The following is a 23,470-nucleotide window of genomic DNA, read 5'->3' as shown; positions in this document are numbered from 1 at the left end:
CCTGAGGGGGTGCCCTCATCATAGCATGCGGGTTGAATGTAGCAGCTTACTTGCCTAACATTTTTTTCATAGATTGCGAATCACAATCAAATTTCTGTCCGTAAGCCTTTGCGTTTCTTATACATGGCTTAGGTTTGAGGGACAACAATTTAAAGGCTTTTAGGGTATGGAAAATAAGAAAATTAGTAAAAAACAAGCGGCGCGGCGACAGCTTGACGCAGCGATAGGGTGGTTTTTTGAAGATGGAGATTATCTTCCTATATACAACATAGCGTCTTGCGTTTTTGTGATTACGGAGGACCTCGCTAGAAAAGGCAATATAAAAGACAAGACGTTTTATGGACTGACCCTTGAAAGTTCTGGTCTCGACCAATTAAAGGCACTTAAGCGCGAAATGGGTATGAAGCATGGCTTTCTAAAGCATGCGGACCGTGGTGATTTATCTGAGATAAATGACGTAACTGAGATGCAGCTAGCTGCAATTCTCTTTTTTGCCGCCAAGAATTATAGTTGCCTGTTTCAAGAGCAGAGTGTCCAGATGGAGCTTATCGAGGCGTTTATGTATTCTGCAGGCTGGCTTGATGAGTTCCAAGAAATAGGGCTTCATGAAAAATATTTGGAACAAATTAATCGTTATAAGCTGATTGCCAAAAGTGAAGGCACTGGTAGGCTAAAACAAATTATGCTGAGTCAGCTTTATACAATTAGAAAGTTATCGCAGAAGCGCGCCTAAATTTATTTTTTCCATTTAATAATGGAGAAATACTGAATAAAGCGGGCCTTTTTATTATCTATTTCTGTCGGGTTTTTGCAGGTTTTTATAGCCCCTGCGGAGCCTTCAAAGGCCGTTTTCTTTGAGATATAGAAAAAGCTGTCTTATGGTTTTGGCGAAAGGATGTGCCCAAACCATGCGCTGTGTTCTAACCGACAAAAAAATAGCCTCGATTAAGGCTGATCTCAAAAGGCAAGAACTTTGGGATTTATCTCTTCCGGGCTTCGGCATGAGGGTGGCCAAAGGTGGTCAGAAGACCTTCTTTGTAATGTGCCGTGATAAGGGTAGGCAGCGGCGTATATCCTTGGGGCGTTACCCTATTATAACTTTGGCTGAAGCGCGTGATGCAGCAAGGGACAAGCTAAGGCTAATATCTCAAGGTCTATCGTTGGAAGATAAAAAGCCAGAGGTGATGACGGTCGAGCAGGTTTTCAATAACTTTATAGAGCTGTACGCCAAAAAGAAAAACAAGGACTGGCAGCGAACGCAAGCGCGTTTGGCAAATACCCTTATCAAGGAATATGGGCCGCTTGATATCCGAGAAATCACACGGGAAAATATCATCGCCTTATTGGATAAAATAGTAGCCCGAAATGCGCCCATACAGGCCAACCGGGTGCTGGCGGGTGTCAGCAAGTTTTTTAAGTGGTGTGCTGAGCGAGGGTATATCGAAAACAGCCCTGTTTTGTATATCTCCAAACCTGCGAAAGAAAATCCTCGTGACCGTGTTTTGTCTGACGATGAGGTTGCCTTGATATGGGGTGAGGCGGACAAGATGGGTTATCCTTTCGGCTCACTGCTCAAAATTCTCATTTTGACTGGTCAGCGCAAAGGCGAGGTTTCTGATATGCGCTGGAGCGAAATAAACCTGAAGGACAAAATCTGGACAATTCCTAAGGAGAGATCAAAGAATGGTCATGCGCATGCTGTTCCTTTGTCGTCTCAGGTCCTAAAAATCCTTGAAACTGTACCGAGGTTTTTGCATTCTGACCTTGTGTTTACCACGACTGGAAAGACCCCGGTTTCGGGATTCGGTCGAGTTAAGGCCCGGCTTGATGATGCAAGCGGTGTGAGCGGTTGGATTATCCATGACATACGCCGCACTGTGGCCTCTGGAATGGCCCGGTTGAAGGTCTCGCCATACGTTGTAGAAAAGGTACTGAACCATATATCGGGTACATTCTCCAGCGTTACGGGAGTGTACAATCGGTATGGCTATGATGATGAAAAGAGACGTGCTTTAGAAATTTGGGGCATACACATAGAGGATATACAAAATGAGCGAGCTAATAACATTAGACGAATATTTTAACCTTATTGGGAAAGAGCTCGTCCCCTCATATTCAAATGAGGCTGTATATTACTACTCAGAGCGTAAAAAAGAGCTGGCTCATCTTCGCGATCAAGCGCGTCAAGTTTACAAGGTCGCACTTAATAAAATTTGGGATTATGGGCGCGTGAAAGTTTCGATGAGGTTGGAGCAGGGCTACATAGACCCTCCTTTTTCTATAGAGGAGTTTGATTTTGCTCACTCTGGCTGTGTTAGTTCAGGAGGAGATTACTACCGTTGCAAACTTGAGATTGAGAATGATACGCGGGGGCGTCCTAGGCTATATGATCTAGATGATATTATTGCAGAGTATGTAACAAGGAATTATAGGCAAGCAAAATTGCCCTTAAAAGATATCAAAGCTATAGCGGTTATTAGCCATGTAGCAGAATTTCATAGAAAGAAAGGTGTTAAGATCCCTAGTGATGGCACCATTAGAGCTTGTCTACATAGGCTTTATCCAGAGTGTAAAAAAACCTCTAGAAACTCCAAAAAATAATATTGTATTTATTGAAATCGCTAATTTTTTGGAAAGACGGTAATTGCTCCTGATGAAAGGAGAAATTACATGTCAAATTTACAAATACTAACCCGTCGCGATTTATACGAACTCGGAATCTGTTTTAGTAACTCCCATCTTCTCTATCTTGAGAAAATTGGCGCGTTTCCTAAGCGCGGATACCTGTCACCACAGAAGGTCTTTTGGAAGGCCGATGAGGTCCATGAGTATCTCTCTGGGCGCTTTGCTGCGCGTGGGGGTGTGCAATGATAGAGATTACAGAAAAAATGCGCTCAGATCGGGTGCTGATTGCTGCATTGGCTTATGCCGAAGCTGGGTGGCGCATCCATCCTCTTAAGCAGGGAAGCAAGGAGCCGTTACTAAATAAATGGCCAGAAAAAGCAACGTCAGATGCGAGCACCATAAAAAAATGGTTCAAGCAATATCCCAGTGCAAATGTAGGGGGGATACCTCCTACAGGCACCTTTGTTCTGGATATTGATGGTTCTGCCGGGAAGGAATCTTACAACTCTCTTGGGGTGGGTATCCTTACGGCCAAAGTAGTGACGCCTAATAATGGAAGCCACCGATATTTTGCTGGTAAGGTGTCTAAAAGCCAGATTGGGATCTTGAAAAATCTGGATCTTATGGCTGATGACGGAAGCCGGTATCTGGTTTTGCCGCCAAGCAAAATCAAGGCAGGCGGGTATAAGTGGGGCAATGGGCGAGCTATCAAGCCGATTAAGGGCCATCATTTGGAAAAAATCGAGGCTATTCTTTGCTCGGATGACAGCAAGGTAGAGGCTTCGGGCAATGTCGGTGAGGGGGCTCGAAATGAAACGCTTTTCAAAATTGCCTGTACCTTAAGACGTAAGGGGATCAATGATGATTTGCTCCAAAAATCTTTATTGGGACTAAATAGAACGCTATGTGAGTTGCCACTGTCAAAAAGCGAAGTTCTGCAAATTGCCGATAGCAGTGCCCGTTATGCTGAGGGGCATGAAAAGACGTACGCTGATATGGCTGGTGTCAAGAAAGAGCCAGTCAGATGGTTCTGGTTTCCTTATATGGCTAGAGGGTGCATGACAATTATTGAGGGCGCGCCGGGGCAGGGAAAATCTTATCTGACCATGTATCTTGCCGCCCTAACGTCATCAGGTGGGACGCTGCCCTTTAGCTCGGAAAAGATAAAGGCGGGTAGGGTTCTCATATTGAATCCTGAAGATGATCCTGCAAGAGGGTTACGTCCTCGATTAGAAAAGTGCGGGGCGGATTTGAGTGAAAACAAAATCAGGTTTCAAGAAAAGTTTGTCCCTATGGACCAAACTGGGATCGAGTTGCTTGAAACAGAGATAAGCTCATATCGACCAGATTTGGTTATTATTGACCCGCTTTTGACCTATATGACGGGAGATATGCATCGTTATAATGACTCTACTCAATTCATGACAGACATTGACCAGCTCGCTCGTGAGTATGACTGCTGCATTATCGGCGTTCGCCACCTCACAAAAGCGAATAATGACGATGCCTCAAAGCGCGGGATTGGCTCGGTTGGGTTTGCTGCGCGGGCACGGTCTGTCCTTCAAGTGGGGAAGGCACCTGATGACGACGAAGAGAAGGCAATGGGTCATGTTAAAACAAATCTGGGTGAGTACGGAAAAACCCTTACCTTTTCGCTTGAGGGTGGTGGTCGCGATGATGTTCCTAAGTTTGTTTGGGAAAGAGAAACGGACTTTCCGGCTGACGCTTTGAACAAGCCTAGGGAACCTGGTCGACCTAGTGAGCAGGAATATTTGCAGTTCGTATTGCGCCAACACCTAATGGCGGGGCCAATGAAGGCTGAAATTTTGATGGTTAAGGTGCAGAACGAAGGGATCGCCTGTAGTCTGCGTGCTGTCCAACGTGCCTTAAACGAAATCGCGGAATGTGAAGGCAAGGGGCCAAAGGCAAAATGGATGTTAAAAAAATAGTCGTGCCAAAAATGAGTGTGCAAACAGTTTTGGCACGACCTGACTAAACTAACTGGCTGTCTTTTGGCTCTCAACGGGTTTCAGGACAGCCAGCGCTTCATCCAGCCCTTTTGATCCCTTTGCCCATGCCCACGGTGCCCTGACTGCGCGGCCTTTGGATATGTTGGGGTATTTCTTCGCATCCTTGGCTGCTTCCCTGAGCAGCATGCGCGACAGGCGCGGGTCCAGCTTCTTTTCTTTGCATATTTGTTTGAGTGTTACCTCTTCAGTTTTTTCATTATCCATAATCAGCTATCCTTTGCTGGATGTGGTTACAGCGATGAAATTAAGATGAGGCTCTGGCGTGCGTCAGTGAAAACCTCCGCACACGGGCGAGAAAACTCGACACGGTGATTGATAGTCAGGCTTTCTAGAGGGCCCTATACGCTCATTTATTGGCGTTTGGCCGGGTATGGCGGCTTGTCGGGTAACGTGTGGGTATTCAAACACCCTGTTTTTCCGCTCTTGATGGCCTATGGAATCTGCTGGGAGCGTTCGGTCTTCCATTCCTGATGAAATCAAACTACTCTCATCCATGAAGTCGCTACGCACGGCTTCCGGGCTTTACAACCCGTCAGAATGGTTGCGCTGACCAAAACAGTGCGTCCTTGACCGTATGGTCGGGGAGCTTGGGCTATGTCCAAGCCTCCGGCTAAAAGCCCAAGGATCGTTTCTGACGATTTGTAAACTCCCCGATCACCAGTCAAGTTTTGAGCGGGGGCGCACCGCGCGGGAGTTTGTCGATTAAAACGCCAGATGTCATATTTTCAGAGTGGTATGCGTGGTATGAGGTGAAAACCATTCCGGACGCTAATAGGTCTGGCCTGTACATAATTGCACGGTTTGAAGAGAAGCCGTCAGGTGTCGCGCATCCAAATGTTCAGGAGCTTATTTATATAGGCGAAACGCATGGAAAATCACAAAGTATAAGGAAGAGGCTTCAGAAATTTTTTCAAGCTTCCAAAGTCGGTGGAAAGTTCCATAAGCATAGTGGTGGTAATCGCTTTAACCGTACAATAGGTGATGATTTGACCAATATATACGCCGCTATTTTTTCGCCAAATATTGAGGATGATCGGTTCTTAACGCCATTTATTTTATATGCTGAGCGAAAATTGATCTGGGATTACGTGGTGAAGTGGGGTGATACTCCACTATGTAATGAACATTGAGGTGATCCGTAAGTTGCCGATCTTAATAATCTGTTTCCTGTAGCGCTTCTACATTTATGTAGTGCGCTCTAGTGCCAATAACGCTTACATCATATTCGCATTTATATTCTACGATTCCTTCAGAATTCTCTTCATTATCTAACTGATAGTGCAGTGAGAGGTGAGTGTTGTCTGCATATTTTCTGTACATGGCCTCTTTTAGCTGCTCTTTTCCTAAGATTATAAAGCAATTTGTATCTGCTGATCTCCATGCGAAGACGGGTTCATTATAAAGGTGTTTTCTGTAATTCTCCCCATATTTTTCTTGGAAGATTTGCTGGAAATTGTGGCCAAAATCGATAGGTTTAATCCCGACCTGATCGCCGATGTTGTGCTCCCAACTGTTTAAAAAATCTAAATATGTGGTGCTGTCTAATATAATTGGTGTATAGCCATTTTGTTTAACTTCATTAACTGCAGCCTTAAAATTCTTCCAGAAGTCCAAGGGTGTTCTGGGGGTATAATTTTCTTTTCCAAGCTTTTGTAGAGCAAGGGATAGCGGTAATTTCAGTATTTCGTTAAGGCATGTGTCTGTATAGGAATCCAAGGAGCCATCCGGCATGGTTTTAATGCAGGCCTGATGTTCAACAAAAATTTCTTTTGGGCATCCTCCGATTCGAGCATTTATCATCATTTCCAATGGGTTTATTGTGTTAACGCTATGGCATGTCGTGAATAAACTTACAGGAAACTTGTGCTGAATTTCTTGGAAAATTCTAACCTCTGCCCGACCTCTTTCTATCTCTATTAGTCTTTGCGAAATGGGCGTTTCCTTTAAAACTTTTATATAGCGATTATTGATACGATCCTTGATGCTTTTGATATGAATTATGATTGTGCGCTTGTAGTACTTTGCTTGCGCAGCACTAATTTCCTTATTGTGATTGAACAAATAGATGTCTTTGATTTTTTCTGTGCTTTGACGTTCTATAGTCCCAATAAGCATTTGCAGGGACGTTGATACATTATGCGCTTGGTCTGCGTTTTTTGAGAGTTCAGGCAGTAAACCATCGATTCTATGGCTTAATAAAAATTGTCGCTCTTGGACTTTGTACGCGTAGGAAAGGATTAAATTAGAAAATGTTTCATATATATAGTTTCCTCCTCCGCTGACGTACACTCTGCCCGAAATTTTGCTGCTATCAAAAGGATTGTTAAAGCCTCTACCAAGTTTTTCTGTAATGCTTGCTTCGTACTGACGAGAGCTCTTTATTCTAATGAAACTACAGAGCAAATCAAAGCCGTCGGATAGTTGTCCATACAAGCCCGGTGTACGAGAAACATTATCAATTGTTCTCTGGTGGTATAATGAAGATGCAATTTCTTTTGGAAACGATGTATCGTTTTCATCGGAGTGTCCCCACAAGAGACCGTATAATGCTAATGTTGTATCAAACCATAAGTTATAGGTTATTATTACAGCATGAATCTTTTGTTCTTCACCGATTAGGGATTCTGGTGCCTCTATAAGGTCGTGGAAATTCCTTGAAAATATTTCAAGGCTTCCTTTCTGCCAATAATTGGTTTGGCTTATGCGATATAAACGCTCATTCCAACGTAAGTGAGTATCTATAAGCCAGAGAGCCCCCCATTTGTCGCCATTTGAAACGCATCGACAAATTGAGTATGCATTTTCTTTTAGATGAGCATCTAAATCTTTGAACCGCTTTCTTTCAATAGGCTGCTCTTTTGCCACCAAATGAAAAGTGATTTCCTGTTTGAGGCTCTCCCATGCGCTTATATAAGTTTTTATGGCTGATATGTATGTGTTCTTCAAATGAGTTGGGAGTGTAATTTCTTCTCCGGGTATGGGTGGTGTTGGCAGATTTGAAATAGCCTGTTTGAAAACGTGATGCATTAAAACGTAATGAGCCATTGTTGCCCACTCAACAGCATTTCCAGTAATCCTTTGAGGAGAATAATCTACAATTCTTTCATATATTCCTCGAATACAGTAGTAGCAGTATGTTTCATAAAATCTGCTGTCGATCTCGATTTTAGCAACACATTCAGTTATGATTTGTCTATAGGGATTATTCCAATCCATGAACTGTGCCATTCCCCATCCCCAAAATGGTGAAGTGGAAAGGGTTGCGTAATTGTCGTTTGTATTACCTGATACGCCACTTCTGGTTATAAGATAGGTATGCGCGTCTATTAAAAATTTTAACTGATCCTGAAAGTCTTCATGTGCGCCGTTTCTGATGCTTTCTAGAGCCGGGATGCTTAAGTGATGCAAAATTTCTTTAGTTTTAGGAGTGTCTCTTTTCTCGTTATCAGTGCCGTTAGAAATTATTTTGTCATATAAGTTCTGAATGAAGCCTTGAAAACATAGCGCTTTGGTGTCTTTCGTCGACTTTACGGCCACATCTAAATTTCTTCTAATTTCTGCGGGCAGTAAAATCTCGCCAATGTAACTTAAAAGTAACGCAAATCTCCTCGCAGGAAAGAAAAATGATAGAGAGACGAGAACCAAACGAATTGTTCCAATAAGGTTGAGCGAGAACCATGAAAATGATAGCCAAAATGTAGCGGCGGTTATTTTAATTGATAGCACAATTTGTATGCTTAAAAATAGAACGAGCAAGAGGCTGCTGATTGTAAGGTGAATAACCTTTGACCAATACAAAAATGCTTTAAAAAAAGTATCTTGATTTTTGAATAGCTGTTCAACTAGCGCGAAGATAATGGGTATAATAATACCTACCACGGCGGCTTGAGTTGGTATTGATGTGATGAGAAAGTCGTTGTAGTTTTTCACCGCCTCGTTTGAAAGGTAATCGCCGATAGGGTATGCATATGTCACTATTGCAGTGATGGCGGTCGCTAACCAAATTACTGAAAAAATATTGGATAGTGAGCTTTTGTAAAAATGCTTTCCACGCTTCCATCGTCTCATATACAGTTTTACATGACAGTAGTAAGTGAGGGGCTTGTTAAGCTCTTTTATAAAAGTCATGGGCGTCTAATCTCTGTGCTAATTAAAATGCAATGACAATAGCGTATTGCTCTATTGGTGCGGAAGCCCCTGCACTCATGCGCGCAGAAGTTCATTTTGCTATGAAAGAATGATTGAATGGTGGCGGTGGAGGGACTTGAACCCCCGACACAAGGATTATGATTCCTCTGCTCTACCGGCTGAGCTACACCGCCATGGTGCAAAATCAATATTCGTTACCCCTGTGTTACCCTACAGAGGAGACGGGGTTTTTATAGTCTATAACGCCTTGGTTTGACAAGGCATTCGGCGATGCTCTGGTCGAGACACAAGGATTATGATTCCTCTGCTCTACCGGCTGAGCTACGCCGCCAACGGGGGGTTTTATGACGCGGGGCGGCGGAAATGTCAAGCATGGCGCCGTATTTTTCCGGTCTGACCTGTGGGGTGGTGGTTTTTGGCGGAAAATTGCGGGGTTGAACCTTAAAAAAACCGGGCGGTTGAGGTGGTTAAGGGGGCGGCCATTGCCGTTCGCCAGGGTGGGGCTACCTGACTTGGTAGGGCGGATCGACGTGTGCAGCGTTGTGGAGGCCAGTATGACAACCAAAGATAAAGTGCTTTTTATTCTCACCTCGCATTCCAGGCTGGGTGATACCGGGCGCGTGACCGGGTTTTTCTTCGAAGAAATGGCGGTGCCGTATTATGCCCTGCTTCGGGCCGGGTATGATGTCGACATTGCGTCGATCCGTGGTGGCGCGGCCCCGGTCGATCCCGCCAGCCTGAAGGACACGGGCGAGAATGATCCCGCCGTGGATCGGTTTTTGAACGATACAAAGGCCATGCGAAAATTATCGACCACGAAATCCATCGACCGGGTGGATGTCGATGCCTATGTCGGGGCATTCATCCCGGGCGGACATGGCGCGGCGTGGGATATGCCGGGCAATGACGTGTTGGGATCTATTTTGTCCACCATCTGGGCGCGGGGCGGCGTGATCGGGGCCGTGTGCCACGGTGTCAATGCTCTGATCGGCGTTGTGGATGAACGTGGTGTGCCGCTGGTCCAGGGGCGCGTGGTCAACGGGTTCACCAACAGTGAAGAGCGGGCGGTTGAGCTCGATCTGGCTGTGCCTTTCCTGTTGGAATCACGGTTGCGTCAATTGGGTGCGCGGTTTGAACGGGGCGATGATTTTCATGCTTTTGCCGTTCATGACGGGCGCTTGGTGACGGGGCAAAACCCCGCATCATCCCGCGCGGTGGCCGAGGAAATGATCGCCGCACTGGATGTGCAGCGGAAACAGCGGGCGGCCTGATTTATGCCGCCAATGGAATATCGCTGTGTGCGGTGGATTCAATCCACCCACCGCCGATCATGCGGTCATTGATATAGCAGACGGCGGCCTGCCCCGGGGAAATGCCGTACTGCGCGTCGTTCAATTGCACGCGGGCATGGCCTTCATGATCCAGATGCAGGGTGGCCGGAATCGGGGCCATGACAGACCGGAATTTCACCATCACTGGAATATGGTCCACACCTTCGCCGTCCAATGCGCAGGTGGGTGATGCGCTGGGTGCAGGTGGTGTGTCGATCAACCAGTTGCCGTCTTTTAAATTCAGTATGTCGCGTGCCAGGGCATCCTTCGGGCCGACAATGATGCGGTTGCTGGCTGGGTCAATGCGCACGACATAAAGCGGATCGTTATTTTCACTGACACCGCCGCCAATTCCCAATCCTTTGCGCTGGCCGATGGTGTAGCCGACAATACCCTCATGCCGGCCAACCACGCGGCCATCAATGTGCACGATGTCGCCGGGTTGCTGGGCCTGCGGGCGCATTTTTTTGACGATGCCGGCGTAATCGCCGTTTGGTACGAAACAAATATCCTGCGAATCCGGTTTATCCGCGGTGATCAGGCCTAAACGCTGGGCATGCTGGCGCGTGACATCCTTGGTCCAGCCGCCAAGCGGGAAGCGCAGGAAATCCAATTGTTCTTGTGTCGTGGCAAACAAGAAATAGCTCTGGTCCTTGCCATGGTCATGCGCGCGGATCAACTCGGCGCGGCCCGTATCCGGGTTTACATTGCGTTGAATATAATGGCCCGTGGCCATGCAATCGGCGCCCAAATCGCGGGCAACGGCCAGAAGGTCTTTGAATTTCACACTCTGGTTACACCGCACGCACGGAATTGGCGTTTCACCGCGCAAATATGAATCGGCGAAATCATCAATCACCTGTTCGCGGAAATTGCTTTCGTAATCCAGAACGTAATGGGGGAAGCCCTTCATCTCGGCCACACGGCGGGCGTCGTAAATATCTTGGCCCGCACAGCACGCGCCCTTTTTTTTCAGCGCGGCGCCGTGGTCGTACAATTGCAATGTCACGCCAACGACGTCGTACCCTTCCTCGGCCAACAAGGCGGCGACAACGGATGAATCAACCCCGCCCGACATGGCTACGACCACGCGGGTGTCTTTGGGGGCTTTGTTGATGCCCAGGGAATTTGGCTGAATCTGGCTCATGGGGCGGAATATAGGGTTTTTCCGCAGAAATGCAAGGTTTTTGCCATAATGTGAGGGCTTTAATAGGCCATGCTGCCAAACCCAGCCCCGAAATCAGGCGGTGGACCGGAAGAGGGGCCCTGTGGGTTCTGCTCACGCTGCGCGGCCCGAATGGCCCCGTTCAGGGCGTTGCGGGCGGCGATATTGACCTGGGCGGCGCTTAAATGTACGCCCCAGATGGGGCTCATGCTGCTGCCCACCACGCTGATGCCGTGGTCGCGGGCGTGGGCCGTGTCGTACCGTTCACCATGGCCGTGCCCGTTGGTGGGCGCGCGGCGGATCAATTCATCGCGTTCCATCTGGCGTAACAAATTGCCCGGTTCATCGCGGACCGGTGTGTCCCAGTTCGAATGGTACGGTTTGCAGTTCATAAAACCCGCGACCCGCACATTATACAGCCCCTGGTCCAGATTGGATCGAACGGGCACGGAAAAACCACGGGCGGCGGATGCGACCTGATCCATCACAATGCGGCCATGGGATTCAAACAATCGCCCTTGCGCGCGCAAATCTTGGTACAGGGCAATGTCCTCGGGCGCGGAGATGCATTTCAACTGCATCGTCGCATCATCCTGCAATTGCTGGAACGCCAATTCCGCTTGTCCTCTGGTCAAGGCATCGGGTTTGTGATGATCGGCCCAGCTTTTGAAATATTGCATGGCATAGGCCGCGATATAATAAATCGGATATTCCGGTCCAAATCCGCGTGGGTTTTTTTCGGGGTCTTTCAAATCTTCCAGATCGCGATCCAATGCGGCCTTGAGTGTGGCGAAGCTGACCCGGGCGGGCATGGATTGCGTCGCGAAATGGGTGAAGTGATAGGGCAGGCCATCATGTTCATCCAGATCCGGTCCCACCGACCACGGCGTGCGGTTTGATGCGTTGACCAGAATGTATTTTCCGCGATATCCCAGTTCCTTTTCCAGCAGATTGATACCGTCAAAAAACGAATTGCCGGGGCCAAAACACAGAATGGTGGATTTTGGGTCATTAAAATCCAAACCGGATGCGCGCACCGATGCGATATCCGACGGATTGGCGATGAACCCGGGTGCGCCGTGCAAATGATCCATGGCGGTGTTGCGCGATGGGCCGGGGCTGGCGATCAGATGATGCGTGCGGATTGTATCGCCGCTATCGGTGTACAGGGTCAGAACGCCGCGATCATCACGCGTGACGGCATCGATGCGTGCTGTGATGGTTTCAATCGTGATTCCCTGGGCTTGCGCGCGGTTCATCGTGTCGGTGGTCAGATCGCGCATGAATTCGCCATAAATGCGGCGCGGTACGCACTGGTTCATATCGGCTGAGGGGTGGTGCGCCATATAAAATTGCGTGAACGCGTCGGGCGCGCACAGGCTGGGCTTCAACGCATAGGCCGGGCCGCTGGTCAGCAGGCAATCAGGTTGATCGGGGTCAAACGCGGCGCATCGGCCAAAAAATCCCTTCGCATCCACCCAGATGATTTTGGGCGTGGGCAGTGTGGGGTCGGACGCTTTTAAATCTTCGAAATGGGACAGGATATCGTGCAGGGCGATTGTGCCACACTGCCCACCGCCCAGAAGGGCGATGGTTGGGGGAGTCTGGTTCTGGTCTGCCCCGTTTGTTACTGGCGCGTGTGTCATTGGCTTAACATACGCCGGATCGGGGGCGGGTGGCAAATTTAACATAAGGAAATGGGCCCGTTTTATCAGGCCCATTCTTCCCCTATAACGATTAAAAAATGGCGAATTTCGCCTAAAATCCGGGTTACCAGCCCGGTTTGGACCCCGAATCCTATGACCAAGCCGGGTTGGAACCCGGCAGGGCGACAACCAGCCCGTCCAGCTCGTCCCGCATCATGATCTGGCACGACAGGCGGGAGGTTTTTTGCAGGTCGAAGGCGAGGTCGAGCATATCTTCCTCCTCCATGCTGACATCGCCCGTGTCGGGCAGAACCTTGTCCCACCAATCCGGGTGGACATAAACGTGGCATGTGGCGCAGGCCAGTGACCCGCCACACGCGCCTTCGATCTGTTCAATATCATGTTTCTGCGCAATCTCCATCACGGACAGGCCGTTGGGTGCGTCCACCACTTTGGGGGTTCCATCTTTCATGATGAAGGTCATGGTCGGCATGGGTATCAGTCCTCTAGCTTTTAATCTTGTCTTTTAATCGGGCGTGCATGGTTGTCCATGCGGCGATGAAACGGTCGATATCGTCGGCTGTTGTGGCCCATCCCATGGAAATACGCAAGGCCCCCATGGCGTCATTGTCGCTGGCGCCCATGGCTTTCAGCACATGGCTGGTCTTCACCGTACCGCTGGAGCAGGCCGAACCGGATGAAACGGCAATGCCCGCCAGATCCAGCGCCATCAATTGCGTTTCCGCCGGAATGCCGGGCAGGCCGATTTGCGTTGTGGTGCCCACGCGCGGTGCATCGTGCCCGAAAATTTTCAAACGCGGTTCGATGGCCGAGAGTTCACGTTCAATCCGGTCGCGCCAATCGGACAGGGTTTTGATTTTTTCCAGATCCTTGATCGCTTCATTCGCGGCAATGCCAAAAGCGGCGATTCCAGCGACGTTTTCTGTCCCTGCGCGCATGCGTTTTTCCTGCCCGCCGCCATGGATCAGGGCCTTGATATCCGCGCCGGGCGCGATGATCAATGCACCAACGCCGTGCGTGCCACCGATCTTGTGCGCGGACAAAGCAAGGCTGTCGACTTGCAGGGCAGAGAAATCAATCGCGATTTTGCCGGCGGCTTGAACGGCGTCGCAATGCACGCGCGTTTGCGGTGATACACGGCGGACCAATCGAACAATCTCGGCCACCGGTTGAATGACACCTGTTTCATTGTTGACCAGCATGACAGCGATCAACGCCACGGGCGCGCCGTGTGTCAGCATCTGCTCCAGTGCGGCAAGATCAACAACACCTGACGACGTGACGGGAATGCGCTCTGCGCTCGGGGCTGCCTCCAGCACGGATGGATGTTCAATCGCGCTGACCAGAATGCGTGCGCCAGTGAAGCTTTTGATCGCGATGTTGTTGGATTCTGTGCCGCCGCTGGTAAAGGTGACGTAATTGCGATCGCACGCGCAGAGGGTGGCAATTTGTGTGCGCGCATCCTCAATCATCTTGCGCGCTTTACGCCCAAAACCGTGAATCGATGATGCGTTTCCTGTCTGGGCCAGGGCCGCCGTGATGGCCGCAATCACCGCCGGGCGCGTGGGCGCCGTGGCGTTATAATCCAGATAAACGGGTCCGTTGTTCAAATTGTCGGTCATGACGGGCCGGAGAATAGGGGAATCAACAATAAAATTCAATGAATTACAGGAAAATTTTGGACTTTTGGCGCGGGGCTTGCTATACCCGGGGCCATACCAGAGATAAACGAAAATCGGGGCAGTGCCGTTGATTTCCGGGGGTATGGGGCCTCCGAGCGGTTTTGAACCGAAACAAAGAAGACCGAAGAGTCAGGGGAATTTATGCCAGAGATTATTTTCAACGGGCCGGCCGGCCGTCTGGAAGGCCGTTACGTCCATGCGAAAACGCCGAACGCGCCGTTGGCCCTCGTCCTGCATCCGCATCCGGAGCATGGCGGGACGATGAATAACAAAATCACGTACCACATGTTCCAGACATTCGTGGAACGCGGATTCTCGACTCTGCGATTCAACTTCCGCGGCGTTGGCCGCAGCCAAGGCATCTATGACCGTGGCGAAGGTGAATTGTCCGATGCCGCATCGGCGCTGGACTGGATGCAGGAATTGAACCCGAATGCACCGTATGTGTGGGTTGGTGGTTTTTCCTTCGGTGCGTGGATCGGTATGCAATTGCTGATGCGCCGCCCGGAAATCCGTGGCTGGATCAGCGTATCGCCCCCGGCCAACATGTATGACTTCACCTTCCTTGCCCCGTGCCCGACCTCGGGCCTGATTATTCAGGGCAACAAGGACAACATCGTTCCGGAACCGCATGCCGAAAAGCTGGTGCAGAAACTGCGCGCGCAAAAAGGTATTGAGGTTGATTACCGCGTTGTTGATGGTGCAAACCACTTCTACAACGACCGTATCGACCAGATGGTTGGCCATATGCACGATTACCTGAACCGCGCCGATGCGGGCCGCAAGGTTGTCGTGCCGCCGAAGCTGATCAGCGCGGCTTAATCCGTATCGAAACAAAATAAAAACCCGGCATCATCGCCGGGTTTTTATTTTTTGGCTGATTTTTTTAAAGTGCTTTGACCGCTTCCAACACTTCATCGGCGTGGCCGGCGACTTTGACCTTGTTCCAGATTTTTGCAATCTTGCCATCCGCATCGATCAGAAATGTTGTGCGTTCGATGCCCATATATTTTTTCCCGTACAGGCTTTTTTCTACCCATACGCCGTATTTCTCCGTAACCGTTCCATCATCATCGGCGGCCAGCGGGAAATTCAGATCATATTTTTGGGCGAACTTTACATGCTTGTCCACGGCGTCGCGGGATACGCCCAGGATGGCGGCCTTGGATTTTTTGAATTTCGGCAAATTATCGCGAAAGTTACAGGCCTCGGTCGTACACCCGGGTGTGTCGTCTTTCGGATAAAAATACAAAACCAATGGTGCCCCTGCATAATCTTTCAGGCTGATGGTATCGCCGTTCTGGGTCTGCATTTTAAAGGCGGGGGCCTTTGATCCTTCTTTCAGTACGGGCATGGTTTTCTCCATCGGTGGGGGCTCTGTATGGTTAAACATGGCATTCCGGACGTTTCGGTCAAGTGTTCTTGAAAAGTCCTGTTGGTTCCGGTGCTTGGCCGGATTATGATGGCGGCATTGTTCTATGGGGCATTTGGGTGAACCAGCGCACTTTGGGTATTCTACGGAAAATCGGTCTCGCCACTGTTGAGGTGGTGATGGTTCTGGCCGTCTTGCTGGTTCTGGCGGTCGTGGCCTTGATGTTGCGCCTGCAGGCTGGGTCGCTGGATATTGCCTTTGCCAAATCCTTCCTGCAAACGGAACTGAGCGAGGTCAATCCCGCCATCGCGGTGGAGATGGACCATGTCTTGCTGGAATGGTCGCAGATTGATTCCCGCCCGCGTATCACGTTGCAGAATGTTCGCCTGATTAATCGTGCCGATAACCGGACGATGCTGGGCATGGACTCGCTGGGTCTGTCGTTGGCGCGTGGACGTTTGCTGCTGGGGCAGGTTGTGCCGCGTGCGGTGTTTATCGATCGTCCCTTGCTGACCCTAGTGCGAACGGCGGATCGTAAATTTACCCTCGGGTTGGATGACGACGCGACGCCCGACACAGAGATGCCGGAAGCGCAAAGCGAATTTCTGTTTAATCTGCTGGATACGCTGTCACAGGATGTTGATGACATGCCTGCCGACTGGCCCATGAAATCGTTGCGCATGGTGCGTGTCACCGGCGCGCGCATGATGGTCGAGGATTATGCGGTTCAGCAATCATGGTTGATCCCGCGTCTGGATTTGATGTTTCGCAAGGGACGTGACGGATTGCTGGCCACATCCACGCTGTGGATTGAGCAAGATCGCGGCGATGCCAACATTATGCTGGATGCGGCCTATGATCCTGATACTAAGACCCTGCTGGCACGATTGAACGTGCAGAGCATCTCAACTCCTTTCCTGGCCACAAAATTCCCGGAACTGGCGTGGTTGCAGGGGCAGGATATTCCATTACAGGGCACGGTTGAGCTGGCGATGGACAGTGGATTATCCCTGCACACCGCAAATTTCAACCTACAGGCTTTGACGGGGCAGGTGAATTTGCCTGACCTGTACGATGCGCCGCTGGCGTTCCAGAATATGAATGTCAAAGCATCCTTTAACCGCGCGGACCGTATCTTCCATATCGAAGATGTATCGGTGCAGGTTGGCGATCTGGCCGTATCGGCGCAGGCCGATGTGTCCGGCAATCCGGATGTTGGTTTTACCGCGCCGATCACATTGCGCATTCCCGATTTGCCGCAAGCCAGCGTGGCCCCGCTCTGGCCGAAAGTTTTGGCCGAAAAATCCATCACGCCATGGGTGCTGGATCATTTGTCCGGCGGTCGTGTGCATGATGCCGAAATCAAAGTGTCGTTGAAGGCGCAAAAATCGATGGCACTGGAAACGGATGAAGCCGTTGCCGGCGAAATGGATGTAACGGTTGATGCGCTGACCGCCGATTTCGGTATCGAAAACATGGATATCGATTATCGCGCCCCGTTGATGAAGGTGAAGGCCGCCAACGGATCGGGTCATTTTGATATTAAAACGGATACGCTGTCGTTTAAAGTGAACAAGGCCGCCTTGGGTGATATGGCGGTGTCCGAAGGCACCGTGATCATCGATACCGTGACGGGCGAGGGGGTTGGCACGGCGGATATTGATTTGCGTCTGACGGGTCCATTGAAAACCGTATTTGAATATATCCGTGCCGAACCGATTGAGGCGGGGCGTGATTTCCCAGTGCCGCTGGAGAAGATAGCGGGTGATGCCGATTTGAAAATCGGGGTTGATCTGCCCACCGCAGAGCACGTGAAAGAAGAAGACGTTAAAGTCACCGTAGATGGAACGTTGAACAATGTTGTGATGCCGGGGCTGGTCAGTGGATTGGACGTGGCGGGCACGGGGTTGGTCATGAAAATGGCGGGCAACGAGGTGTCAGTTGAAGGCCAGGGGAAAATTTCCGGACGCGATATGAAATTCCGCTGGGCTCAGTTCCTCAGCACGGCGGGCCAGCCCTATAATTATCAGGTTGTTGCTGAAACGGTGATTGACCCGGAATTGCGGGCGCATTTCGGGGCGGATCTGGCGGACTGGGTGGCGGGGTCTGCGCCCGCCAAAATTACCTATACTGAGAAACAGGACGGTCATGTTGCCATTGATCTGAATATTGACGCCACACCTGCAACGCTGATGGTGAAGCCGTTCAAGTACGAGAAGAAACCGGCGGTTCCAGCCACGGCATCGGCACGGGTGAATCTGGCCCCGGGCGGCGTATTGCGTGATATTCAGAATTTGTCCATCACGACGCCGGATGCCAAGGTTGACAATGCAGTTCTGAATTTCCGTCAAGCGAAAGAGGGGCCGCAAGTGTCCGGCGGACGGTTCCCGAATGCACGTTTGGGCGCCACGCGCGGGACGCTGGAATTTACACAGGGTACTGATGATATTCTGCGTTTGAATGTAACCGGGCAATCGTTTGATGCGCGCCCGTTCCTGGATAATGATGGCAAGGCCGGGCAACAGCCGGCACAGGACGGCCCGGCGATTGTGGCGTCGGTTCAGGTTCCGGTGATGCTGACCAACAAGGACCAGTCGATCAAAAACGCCAAGGTCGATCTGGAAATGGATCGCCGCAGCGAGGTGACGAAGCTGGATGTGGATGCAACGGTGGGCAAGGGGACGTTGACCTTCCGCTATAAACCGGACAGCACGGGCCGCATGGTTCTGACCATCGACAGCAATGATGCGGGTGCGGCGCTCAAGGCGTTTGGGTATTACGAGAACATGGTCGGTGGCACCTTGCGGGTTGATGGTCAGCCGCCGCAAGGCCTGTATCGCGGAAAATTGCAGGGCCATGCTTTGATTTCCAATTTCCGTGTCGTCAATGCCCCGGTTCTGGCTCGCTTGCTCAGTGCCATGAGCCTGCCGGGGATCATGGAATTGTTGGGCAGCGATGGTATTGATTTTACCAAGCTGGAGGGCAACTTCGTCTGGGAACAGCGTTATGGCGGATCGTTGATGACCATTCTGGATGGCCGCACGGCGGGCTCCGCCATGGGGCTGACGTTCCAGGGTACGTTGGATGAGGCCAAACAAACCATGGATATCAAGGGTACAATTGTCCCGGTTTCGATGGTCAATGATTTGATTTCCAGCATTCCGCTGATCGGGGACGTCATTACGGGCGGGGGTGGTGCGGTGTTTGCGGCCACCTATACCATTCGCGGCCCGACCAGCGACCCGACAACCACCGTCAATCCGCTGGCCGTTCTGGCACCGGGATTTTTACGCAAGCTGTTCTTTGAATAGGATAAAGAAAAACGCGGAAAGCATGCTTTCCGCGTTTTTAATAGCGATTATTAATTGATGGGTTTATCCCTTCACCCGCACCAGCGCATGTTTTTTCTTGCCGGAGGAGATTTTGATATATCCCTCACCGGTCAAATCATTGGCTGCAATCGTGTGGGCGACATCGCTGATCTGTGCATCATTGACGCGGGCACCGCCGCCTTGGATCAAACGGCGGGCGTCACCTTTGGACGAGGCCAGTTCCAGATCACACAACACATCGACCAGCGCGATGCCGGAATCCAGAACGCTGCGGTCATATTCAATGCTTGGCAAATCACCGCCAACGCCGCCTTGTTCGAATACTTTCTGCGCCGTTGCGGCGGCTTCGTGTGCGGCGGCTTCACCGTGGCATAGTTTGGTGGCTTCGAACGCCAGAACCTTTTTGGCTTCGTTGATCTCGGAGCCACCCAGGGCTTCCAGCTTGGCAATCTCATCCAGCGGCAGCATCGTGAACAGGCGTAGGAATTTGCCAACATCGGCGTCCTCGGTGTTGCGCCAATATTGCCAGTAATCATAGGGGCTGCACATATCACCGCGCAGCCAGACCGCACCGTTTTCCGTCTTGCCCATCTTCGCGCCCGATGCGGTGGTCAGCAGCGGGCAGGTCAGGACGAACAATTCGGCGTTATCCGCGCGGCGGCCCAGTTCAACGCCATTGATCATGTTGCCCCATTGGTCCGATCCGCCCATTTGCAGGATCGTGCCATAACGGCGGTGCAGTTCGACGAAATCGTACCCCTGCATGATCATGTAGTTGAATTCCAGGAAGGTCAGCGGCTGTTCCCGGTCCAGACGCAGTTTGACCGAATCAAAGGTCAGCATGCGGTTGACGGTAAAGTGCGTGCCATACTCGCGCAGGAAATCCATGTAGTTCAGGTTCAGCAACCAGTCGGCATTGTTGACCATGGTCGCGGCGTTGGGCGCGGTGTCATAATCAATGTAAGACGCAAAGCTTTCCTGAATACTGGCGATATTGGTTTTGATTTCTTCTTTGGTCAGAAGCGGGCGGGTTTTGTCCTTAAACGACGGATCGCCCAGCATGGCCGTGCCGCCACCCATCAGGGTTACGGGTTTATGGCCACATTTCTGGAACCACATCAGCATCATGATGGAAATCATATGTCCAACGTGCAGGGACTTGCCCGTGGGGTCATAGCCGACGTACGCCGAGCATGATCCGGCGGCCAGTTTTGCGTCCAGCCCGTCAAAATCACTGCACTGGTGGATAAAGCCACGTTGTTGTAAAATGTTCAGGAATTCGGATTTATAGCTGGCCATGGTGCCAAGTCCCGGATATGTAAGCGTTTATTGGTATTTTTCCGAAATTGTGATAGCAGGAAGCCATGCAAAAGCCAAGAGAATACACGGTTATCGGCCTGATGTCGGGCACATCGCTGGATGGGATTGATGCGGCGCTGATCCGGACCGATGGCGCGGATTCCCTGACACATCTGGGGTTTATCACGGTTCCTTATGAAGATTCTGTGCGGGATGCGCTGCGCGCGTGTCTGGGCCGCCGTGTGGACAATGATGGCACCGTGGCGCGGGCGGAAACCCTGATGACCAAGGCGCATGCGGATGCGGTGCGAGCGTTGCTGGCGCAAACGGGTGTGGCTGCGGCGGATGTCGATCTGATCGGTTTCCATGGCCAAACGATCATGCATGATGCCCCCGGCGGGTTTACATGGCAGATTGGCAACGGCGATTTGCTGGCCGCCGAAACCGGCATCGATGTCATCAACGATTTCCGCACCAACGACGTGAAACATGGTGGGCAGGGCGCGCCGCTCATTCCGCTGTATCACCGCGCCATGGCGGCATCGTCTGGTTTAGATCTGCCGGTGGCGATTTTGAATATTGGTGGTGTGGCGAATATCACATGGATCGGTGCGGATGGACGGTTGAGCGCGTTTGATACCGGTCCGGGCAATGCCATTATCAATGACTGGACGCGCAAGCATACGGGCGCGGAATTTGATCTGGATGGCCAATTGGCAAAATCCGGAACGTTCCATAACGGCATTGTGCGCGGATGGTTGGGGCATCACTATTTCCGCGTGGCACCGCCCAAATCATTGGACCGCGATGCGTGGCACGTTATGGGTGATCTGGTCGGGATGAATGCTGCGGATGGTGCGGCGACGTTGACCCGTTTCACTGTTGAATCCATCGCCGCCGCACGTGACCATTTGCCCGCAGCGCCAAAGGCTTGGTACGTGGCTGGTGGTGGCCGTTTAAACCCGGTGATTATGGATGGGTTGCGTGACGTTCTGGGCGTGCCTGTTCATTCGATTGATGATCTGGGCTGGAACGGTGATGCGGTCGAAGCCGAAGGCTTTGCGTGGCTGGCTGTGCGGTCCTTGCTAGGACAACCTTTGTCCGTGCCGGAAACAACCGGATGCAAAATCGCGGTCAGTGGTGGAAAATTGCACCCGGCCCCCGGAAAAACGATGCGCGTGGGTTAGTTCTTTCAATGCCGCGTATCGTTGCTGTTTCTTCCTCTGCATTAAATGACGCCGCGCAAATTTTGCGTGATGGCGGGTTGGTGGCCATGCCGACCGAAACGGTCTATGGCCTTGCGGCCAATGCGCTGGATGGTGTGGCGGTGGCCAAAATTTTCGCGGCCAAAGGGCGGCCCGGGTTTAACCCGTTGATCGTGCATGTGCCGGATGTCGCGGCGGCGGAAAAACTGGTCGTCATGAATGATGCGGCGCGCCTGATCGCTGAATCCTTCTGGCCGGGGCCGTTGACGATGATCCTGCCGCGGGCGGAACACTGTCCTGTATCCGATTTATGCTCTGCGGGGTTGCCAACGCTGGCCATTCGCGTGCCCGCGTTGAAAGCGACACAAGATTTATTGCGAGCCTGTGCCGTGCCGCTGGCCGCGCCCAGTGCCAATAAATCCGGGTCCATCAGTCCGACCACGCCGAAGCATGTTGCCGATTCCCTGGGGGATACGGTCGATATGATATTGGCGGCCGGGGCGTGTGATGTGGGGTTGGAATCCACGGTTCTGGATTTGTCGGGTGACGTGCCCGTTGTCCTGCGCCCCGGTGCCATTACGGCGGAGCAGATCGGCCATGTTCTCGGGTGCGACGTTGGGTATGATCTGGGTGATCATGGTGGTGCGGATGTAAAATCACCGGGACAGTTGCTGCGCCATTATGCGCCCGCCATTCCACTGCGCATGCGTGCGGTGGATGTTGCGCCGGGTGAGGCTTTGCTGGCCTTTGGTTCCACGCGGTTCATGGGCTTGCGCGGAGGCGGTGCGGCCAGTGCGTTGCCTGAGCACGCCCTGCGGAATTTGAGCGAGAATGGCGATTTATACGAAGCCGCATCCAATTTGTTCCGCATGATGCGCGAATTGGACAATGGTCAGAACAGCGGTATTGCCGTGATGGATATTCCGGATACGGGCGTCGGTCTGGCCATCAATGATCGTTTGCGCCGCGCCGCAGCTGGCAGTGTGAAATAAACAAAGCGCCGCAAAAATCTGCGGCGCTTTTCCTTGATTGAACCCAACACCGAATGATTATGCGTTGATCTCGAACGCATCCATCGCGCGGACCGGCTGTTGTACGGCGGGTCTGTACATGATGGTGTTCATCATCAGCGCCATCATGGCGATGAACCAGAACATGTCATCATCCGTCTTTTGGGTGTTTGGGGACGCCTTCACCGTTTGGTGGGCGCTGCGCGCGCGTCCTTCACAGCATCCCTGCATGGCGCGAACGGCACGGCCAAAGCGACCGGACAGAGCGTGACCACAGTGAAAGCATTTGCGAAGAAAACGTGTCATTTGGACCTCCTATACTTGTTTGTCCATGTCTATTTTATAGCAAAAGGCAACGCGTATTTCAAGTATAAAATTAAACAGTAAACTATAAATTAAATACAAATTAACAATCAGTATTTGGTGTTAACTAATAATATTCAATCTATAAATACAGTATTCGTATCTGTATTTATTTATAGTTGATAATAATCATTCAAATTCCGAAATTGAATATTTGTGGGTGGGGTGTTGGGGCCCAGAAAATCCTGCTCAAGAAATCCGGCCCAAGAAAAATCCCGAATGCTTGCGCATCCGGGATCA

19 protein-coding genes and 1 tRNA gene are annotated in these 23,470 nt (G+C 51.1%); 10 read left to right on the top strand and 10 right to left on the bottom strand.

All coding sequences use genetic code 11. The features are described from left to right. Window positions 1–166: 166 nt before the first annotated feature. The 4 genes from MICA_RS09910 to MICA_RS09890 all read left to right on the top strand — a co-directional run bounded on the left by MICA_RS09910 (window position 167) and on the right by MICA_RS09890 (window position 4,574). A complete protein-coding gene (locus MICA_RS09910) occupies window positions 167–733 on the top strand; it encodes a hypothetical protein (protein WP_041794047.1) in 567 nt (188 codons plus the stop codon). Window positions 734–908: 175 nt separating this feature from the next. Beyond that, window positions 909–2,084 carry a tyrosine-type recombinase/integrase gene (locus MICA_RS09905; RefSeq protein WP_014103608.1) on the top strand — a complete coding sequence of 392 codons (1,176 nt, stop codon included), beginning with the start codon at window positions 909–911 and terminating at the stop codon, window positions 2,082–2,084. After that, the gene (locus MICA_RS09900; protein ID WP_041794044.1) at window positions 2,050–2,601 is read left to right on the top strand and encodes a hypothetical protein; all 552 of its coding nucleotides are present in this window, start codon (window positions 2,050–2,052) and stop codon (window positions 2,599–2,601) included. The genes MICA_RS09905 and MICA_RS09900 overlap by 35 nt, the downstream gene beginning before the upstream one ends. 266 nt (window positions 2,602–2,867) lie before the next feature. Then, window positions 2,868–4,574 carry a bifunctional DNA primase/polymerase gene (locus MICA_RS09890; RefSeq protein ID WP_014103607.1) on the top strand — a complete coding sequence of 569 codons (1,707 nt, stop codon included), beginning with the start codon at window positions 2,868–2,870 and terminating at the stop codon, window positions 4,572–4,574. Between the two features lie 48 nt (window positions 4,575–4,622). Here MICA_RS09890 and MICA_RS09885 read toward each other — a convergent pair whose 3' ends face one another. Further along, window positions 4,623–4,859, bottom strand: a complete 237-nt coding sequence (locus MICA_RS09885) for a hypothetical protein (protein ID WP_014103606.1) — start codon at window positions 4,857–4,859, stop codon at window positions 4,623–4,625. A gap of 491 nt (window positions 4,860–5,350) precedes the next feature. On the opposite strand from MICA_RS09885, the gene MICA_RS09880 reads away from it, so the two are divergent. After that, window positions 5,351–5,785: a hypothetical protein gene (locus MICA_RS09880; RefSeq protein ID WP_041794040.1), complete on the top strand. Its 435-nt coding sequence runs from the start codon at window positions 5,351–5,353 to the stop codon at window positions 5,783–5,785. A 22-nt stretch (window positions 5,786–5,807) separates the two neighbouring features. Here the strand turns inward: MICA_RS09880 and MICA_RS09875 are convergent, their stop codons facing one another. Continuing rightward, window positions 5,808–8,783 (bottom strand): hypothetical protein, encoded by a 2,976-nt coding sequence (locus MICA_RS09875; protein WP_014103605.1) that lies wholly within the window; start codon window positions 8,781–8,783, stop codon window positions 5,808–5,810. Between the two features lie 118 nt (window positions 8,784–8,901). Then, window positions 8,902–8,977 (bottom strand) — tRNA-Met (locus tag MICA_RS09870). A gap of 381 nt (window positions 8,978–9,358) precedes the next feature. Here MICA_RS09870 and MICA_RS09860 point away from each other — a divergent pair. Continuing rightward, entirely contained in the window at window positions 9,359–10,075 is a 717-nt protein-coding gene (locus MICA_RS09860; protein ID WP_014103604.1) for a type 1 glutamine amidotransferase domain-containing protein, read from the top strand. Window position 10,076: 1 nt separating this feature from the next. Here MICA_RS09860 and mnmA read toward each other — a convergent pair whose 3' ends face one another. The 4 genes from mnmA to MICA_RS09840 all read right to left on the bottom strand — a co-directional run bounded on the left by mnmA (window position 10,077) and on the right by MICA_RS09840 (window position 14,589). Then, on the bottom strand, window positions 10,077–11,282 hold the full coding sequence (gene mnmA / locus MICA_RS09855; RefSeq protein ID WP_014103603.1) for a tRNA 2-thiouridine(34) synthase MnmA: 1,206 nt from the start codon (window positions 11,280–11,282) through the stop codon (window positions 10,077–10,079). A 59-nt stretch (window positions 11,283–11,341) separates the two neighbouring features. After that, window positions 11,342–12,946, bottom strand: a complete 1,605-nt coding sequence (locus tag MICA_RS09850; RefSeq protein WP_236619897.1) for an FAD/NAD(P)-binding protein — start codon at window positions 12,944–12,946, stop codon at window positions 11,342–11,344. Window positions 12,947–13,097: 151 nt separating this feature from the next. Further along, entirely contained in the window at window positions 13,098–13,439 is a 342-nt protein-coding gene (locus tag MICA_RS09845; RefSeq protein ID WP_014103601.1) for a 2Fe-2S iron-sulfur cluster-binding protein, read from the bottom strand. 13 nt (window positions 13,440–13,452) lie between these two features. Then, the gene (locus MICA_RS09840; protein WP_014103600.1) at window positions 13,453–14,589 is read right to left on the bottom strand and encodes a cysteine desulfurase family protein; all 1,137 of its coding nucleotides are present in this window, start codon (window positions 14,587–14,589) and stop codon (window positions 13,453–13,455) included. 201 nt (window positions 14,590–14,790) lie between these two features. Between MICA_RS09840 and MICA_RS09835 the strand changes: the two genes are divergently transcribed. Continuing rightward, window positions 14,791–15,471, top strand: a complete 681-nt coding sequence (locus tag MICA_RS09835; RefSeq protein ID WP_014103599.1) for an alpha/beta hydrolase — start codon at window positions 14,791–14,793, stop codon at window positions 15,469–15,471. Between the two features lie 64 nt (window positions 15,472–15,535). Here the strand turns inward: MICA_RS09835 and bcp are convergent, their stop codons facing one another. Beyond that, on the bottom strand, window positions 15,536–16,003 hold the full coding sequence (gene bcp / locus MICA_RS09830; protein ID WP_041794560.1) for a thioredoxin-dependent thiol peroxidase: 468 nt from the start codon (window positions 16,001–16,003) through the stop codon (window positions 15,536–15,538). A 137-nt stretch (window positions 16,004–16,140) separates the two neighbouring features. Between bcp and MICA_RS09825 the strand changes: the two genes are divergently transcribed. After that, window positions 16,141–19,332 (top strand): YhdP family protein, encoded by a 3,192-nt coding sequence (locus tag MICA_RS09825; protein WP_236619896.1) that lies wholly within the window; start codon window positions 16,141–16,143, stop codon window positions 19,330–19,332. A gap of 63 nt (window positions 19,333–19,395) precedes the next feature. Here the strand turns inward: MICA_RS09825 and tyrS are convergent, their stop codons facing one another. Continuing rightward, complete coding sequence (gene tyrS, locus MICA_RS09820; RefSeq protein ID WP_014103596.1) at window positions 19,396–20,652, bottom strand: tyrosine--tRNA ligase; 1,257 nt, start codon at window positions 20,650–20,652, stop codon at window positions 19,396–19,398. Between the two features lie 65 nt (window positions 20,653–20,717). Here tyrS and MICA_RS09815 point away from each other — a divergent pair, with 65 nt between their 5' ends. Then, entirely contained in the window at window positions 20,718–21,839 is a 1,122-nt protein-coding gene (locus tag MICA_RS09815) for an anhydro-N-acetylmuramic acid kinase (protein WP_014103595.1), read from the top strand. 8 nt (window positions 21,840–21,847) lie between these two features. Next, window positions 21,848–22,849: an L-threonylcarbamoyladenylate synthase gene (locus MICA_RS09810; protein WP_014103594.1), complete on the top strand. Its 1,002-nt coding sequence runs from the start codon at window positions 21,848–21,850 to the stop codon at window positions 22,847–22,849. A 57-nt stretch (window positions 22,850–22,906) separates the two neighbouring features. Here the strand turns inward: MICA_RS09810 and MICA_RS09805 are convergent, their stop codons facing one another. Continuing rightward, window positions 22,907–23,173: a hypothetical protein gene (locus MICA_RS09805; protein ID WP_014103593.1), complete on the bottom strand. Its 267-nt coding sequence runs from the start codon at window positions 23,171–23,173 to the stop codon at window positions 22,907–22,909. Window positions 23,174–23,470: the final 297 nt, after the last annotated feature.

It is taken from the genome of Micavibrio aeruginosavorus ARL-13, from assembly GCF_000226315.1.
Lineage (GTDB): Bacteria > Pseudomonadota > Alphaproteobacteria > Micavibrionales > Micavibrionaceae > Micavibrio > Micavibrio aeruginosavorus_B.
Note: the sequence above shows the minus strand (reverse complement) of the source record. Positions and strands in the feature narration are given on the sequence as shown.

What these genes read in the sequence shown, in the direction of transcription:
- MICA_RS09910 (WP_041794047.1), top strand. Translation starts at nt 167, where the DNA reads ATGGAAAATAAGAAAATTAGTAAAAAACAAGCGGCGCGGCGACAGCTT.
- MICA_RS09905 (WP_014103608.1), top strand. Translation starts at nt 909, where the DNA reads ATGCGCTGTGTTCTAACCGACAAAAAAATAGCCTCGATTAAGGCTGAT.
- MICA_RS09900 (WP_041794044.1), top strand. Translation starts at nt 2,050, where the DNA reads ATGAGCGAGCTAATAACATTAGACGAATATTTTAACCTTATTGGGAAA.
- MICA_RS09890 (WP_014103607.1), top strand. Translation starts at nt 2,868, where the DNA reads ATGATAGAGATTACAGAAAAAATGCGCTCAGATCGGGTGCTGATTGCT.
- MICA_RS09885 (WP_014103606.1), bottom strand. Translation starts at nt 4,859, where the DNA reads ATGGATAATGAAAAAACTGAAGAGGTAACACTCAAACAAATATGCAAA.
- MICA_RS09875 (WP_014103605.1), bottom strand. Translation starts at nt 8,783, where the DNA reads ATGACTTTTATAAAAGAGCTTAACAAGCCCCTCACTTACTACTGTCAT.
- MICA_RS09860 (WP_014103604.1), top strand. Translation starts at nt 9,359, where the DNA reads ATGACAACCAAAGATAAAGTGCTTTTTATTCTCACCTCGCATTCCAGG.
- mnmA (WP_014103603.1), bottom strand. Translation starts at nt 11,282, where the DNA reads ATGAGCCAGATTCAGCCAAATTCCCTGGGCATCAACAAAGCCCCCAAA.
- MICA_RS09850 (WP_236619897.1), bottom strand. Translation starts at nt 12,946, where the DNA reads ATGACACACGCGCCAGTAACAAACGGGGCAGACCAGAACCAGACTCCC.
- MICA_RS09845 (WP_014103601.1), bottom strand. Translation starts at nt 13,439, where the DNA reads ATGCCGACCATGACCTTCATCATGAAAGATGGAACCCCCAAAGTGGTG.
- MICA_RS09840 (WP_014103600.1), bottom strand. Translation starts at nt 14,589, where the DNA reads ATGACCGACAATTTGAACAACGGACCCGTTTATCTGGATTATAACGCC.
- MICA_RS09835 (WP_014103599.1), top strand. Translation starts at nt 14,791, where the DNA reads ATGCCAGAGATTATTTTCAACGGGCCGGCCGGCCGTCTGGAAGGCCGT.
- bcp (WP_041794560.1), bottom strand. Translation starts at nt 16,003, where the DNA reads ATGCCCGTACTGAAAGAAGGATCAAAGGCCCCCGCCTTTAAAATGCAG.
- tyrS (WP_014103596.1), bottom strand. Translation starts at nt 20,652, where the DNA reads ATGGCCAGCTATAAATCCGAATTCCTGAACATTTTACAACAACGTGGC.
- MICA_RS09815 (WP_014103595.1), top strand. Translation starts at nt 20,718, where the DNA reads ATGCAAAAGCCAAGAGAATACACGGTTATCGGCCTGATGTCGGGCACA.
- MICA_RS09810 (WP_014103594.1), top strand. Translation starts at nt 21,848, where the DNA reads ATGCCGCGTATCGTTGCTGTTTCTTCCTCTGCATTAAATGACGCCGCG.
- MICA_RS09805 (WP_014103593.1), bottom strand. Translation starts at nt 23,173, where the DNA reads ATGACACGTTTTCTTCGCAAATGCTTTCACTGTGGTCACGCTCTGTCC.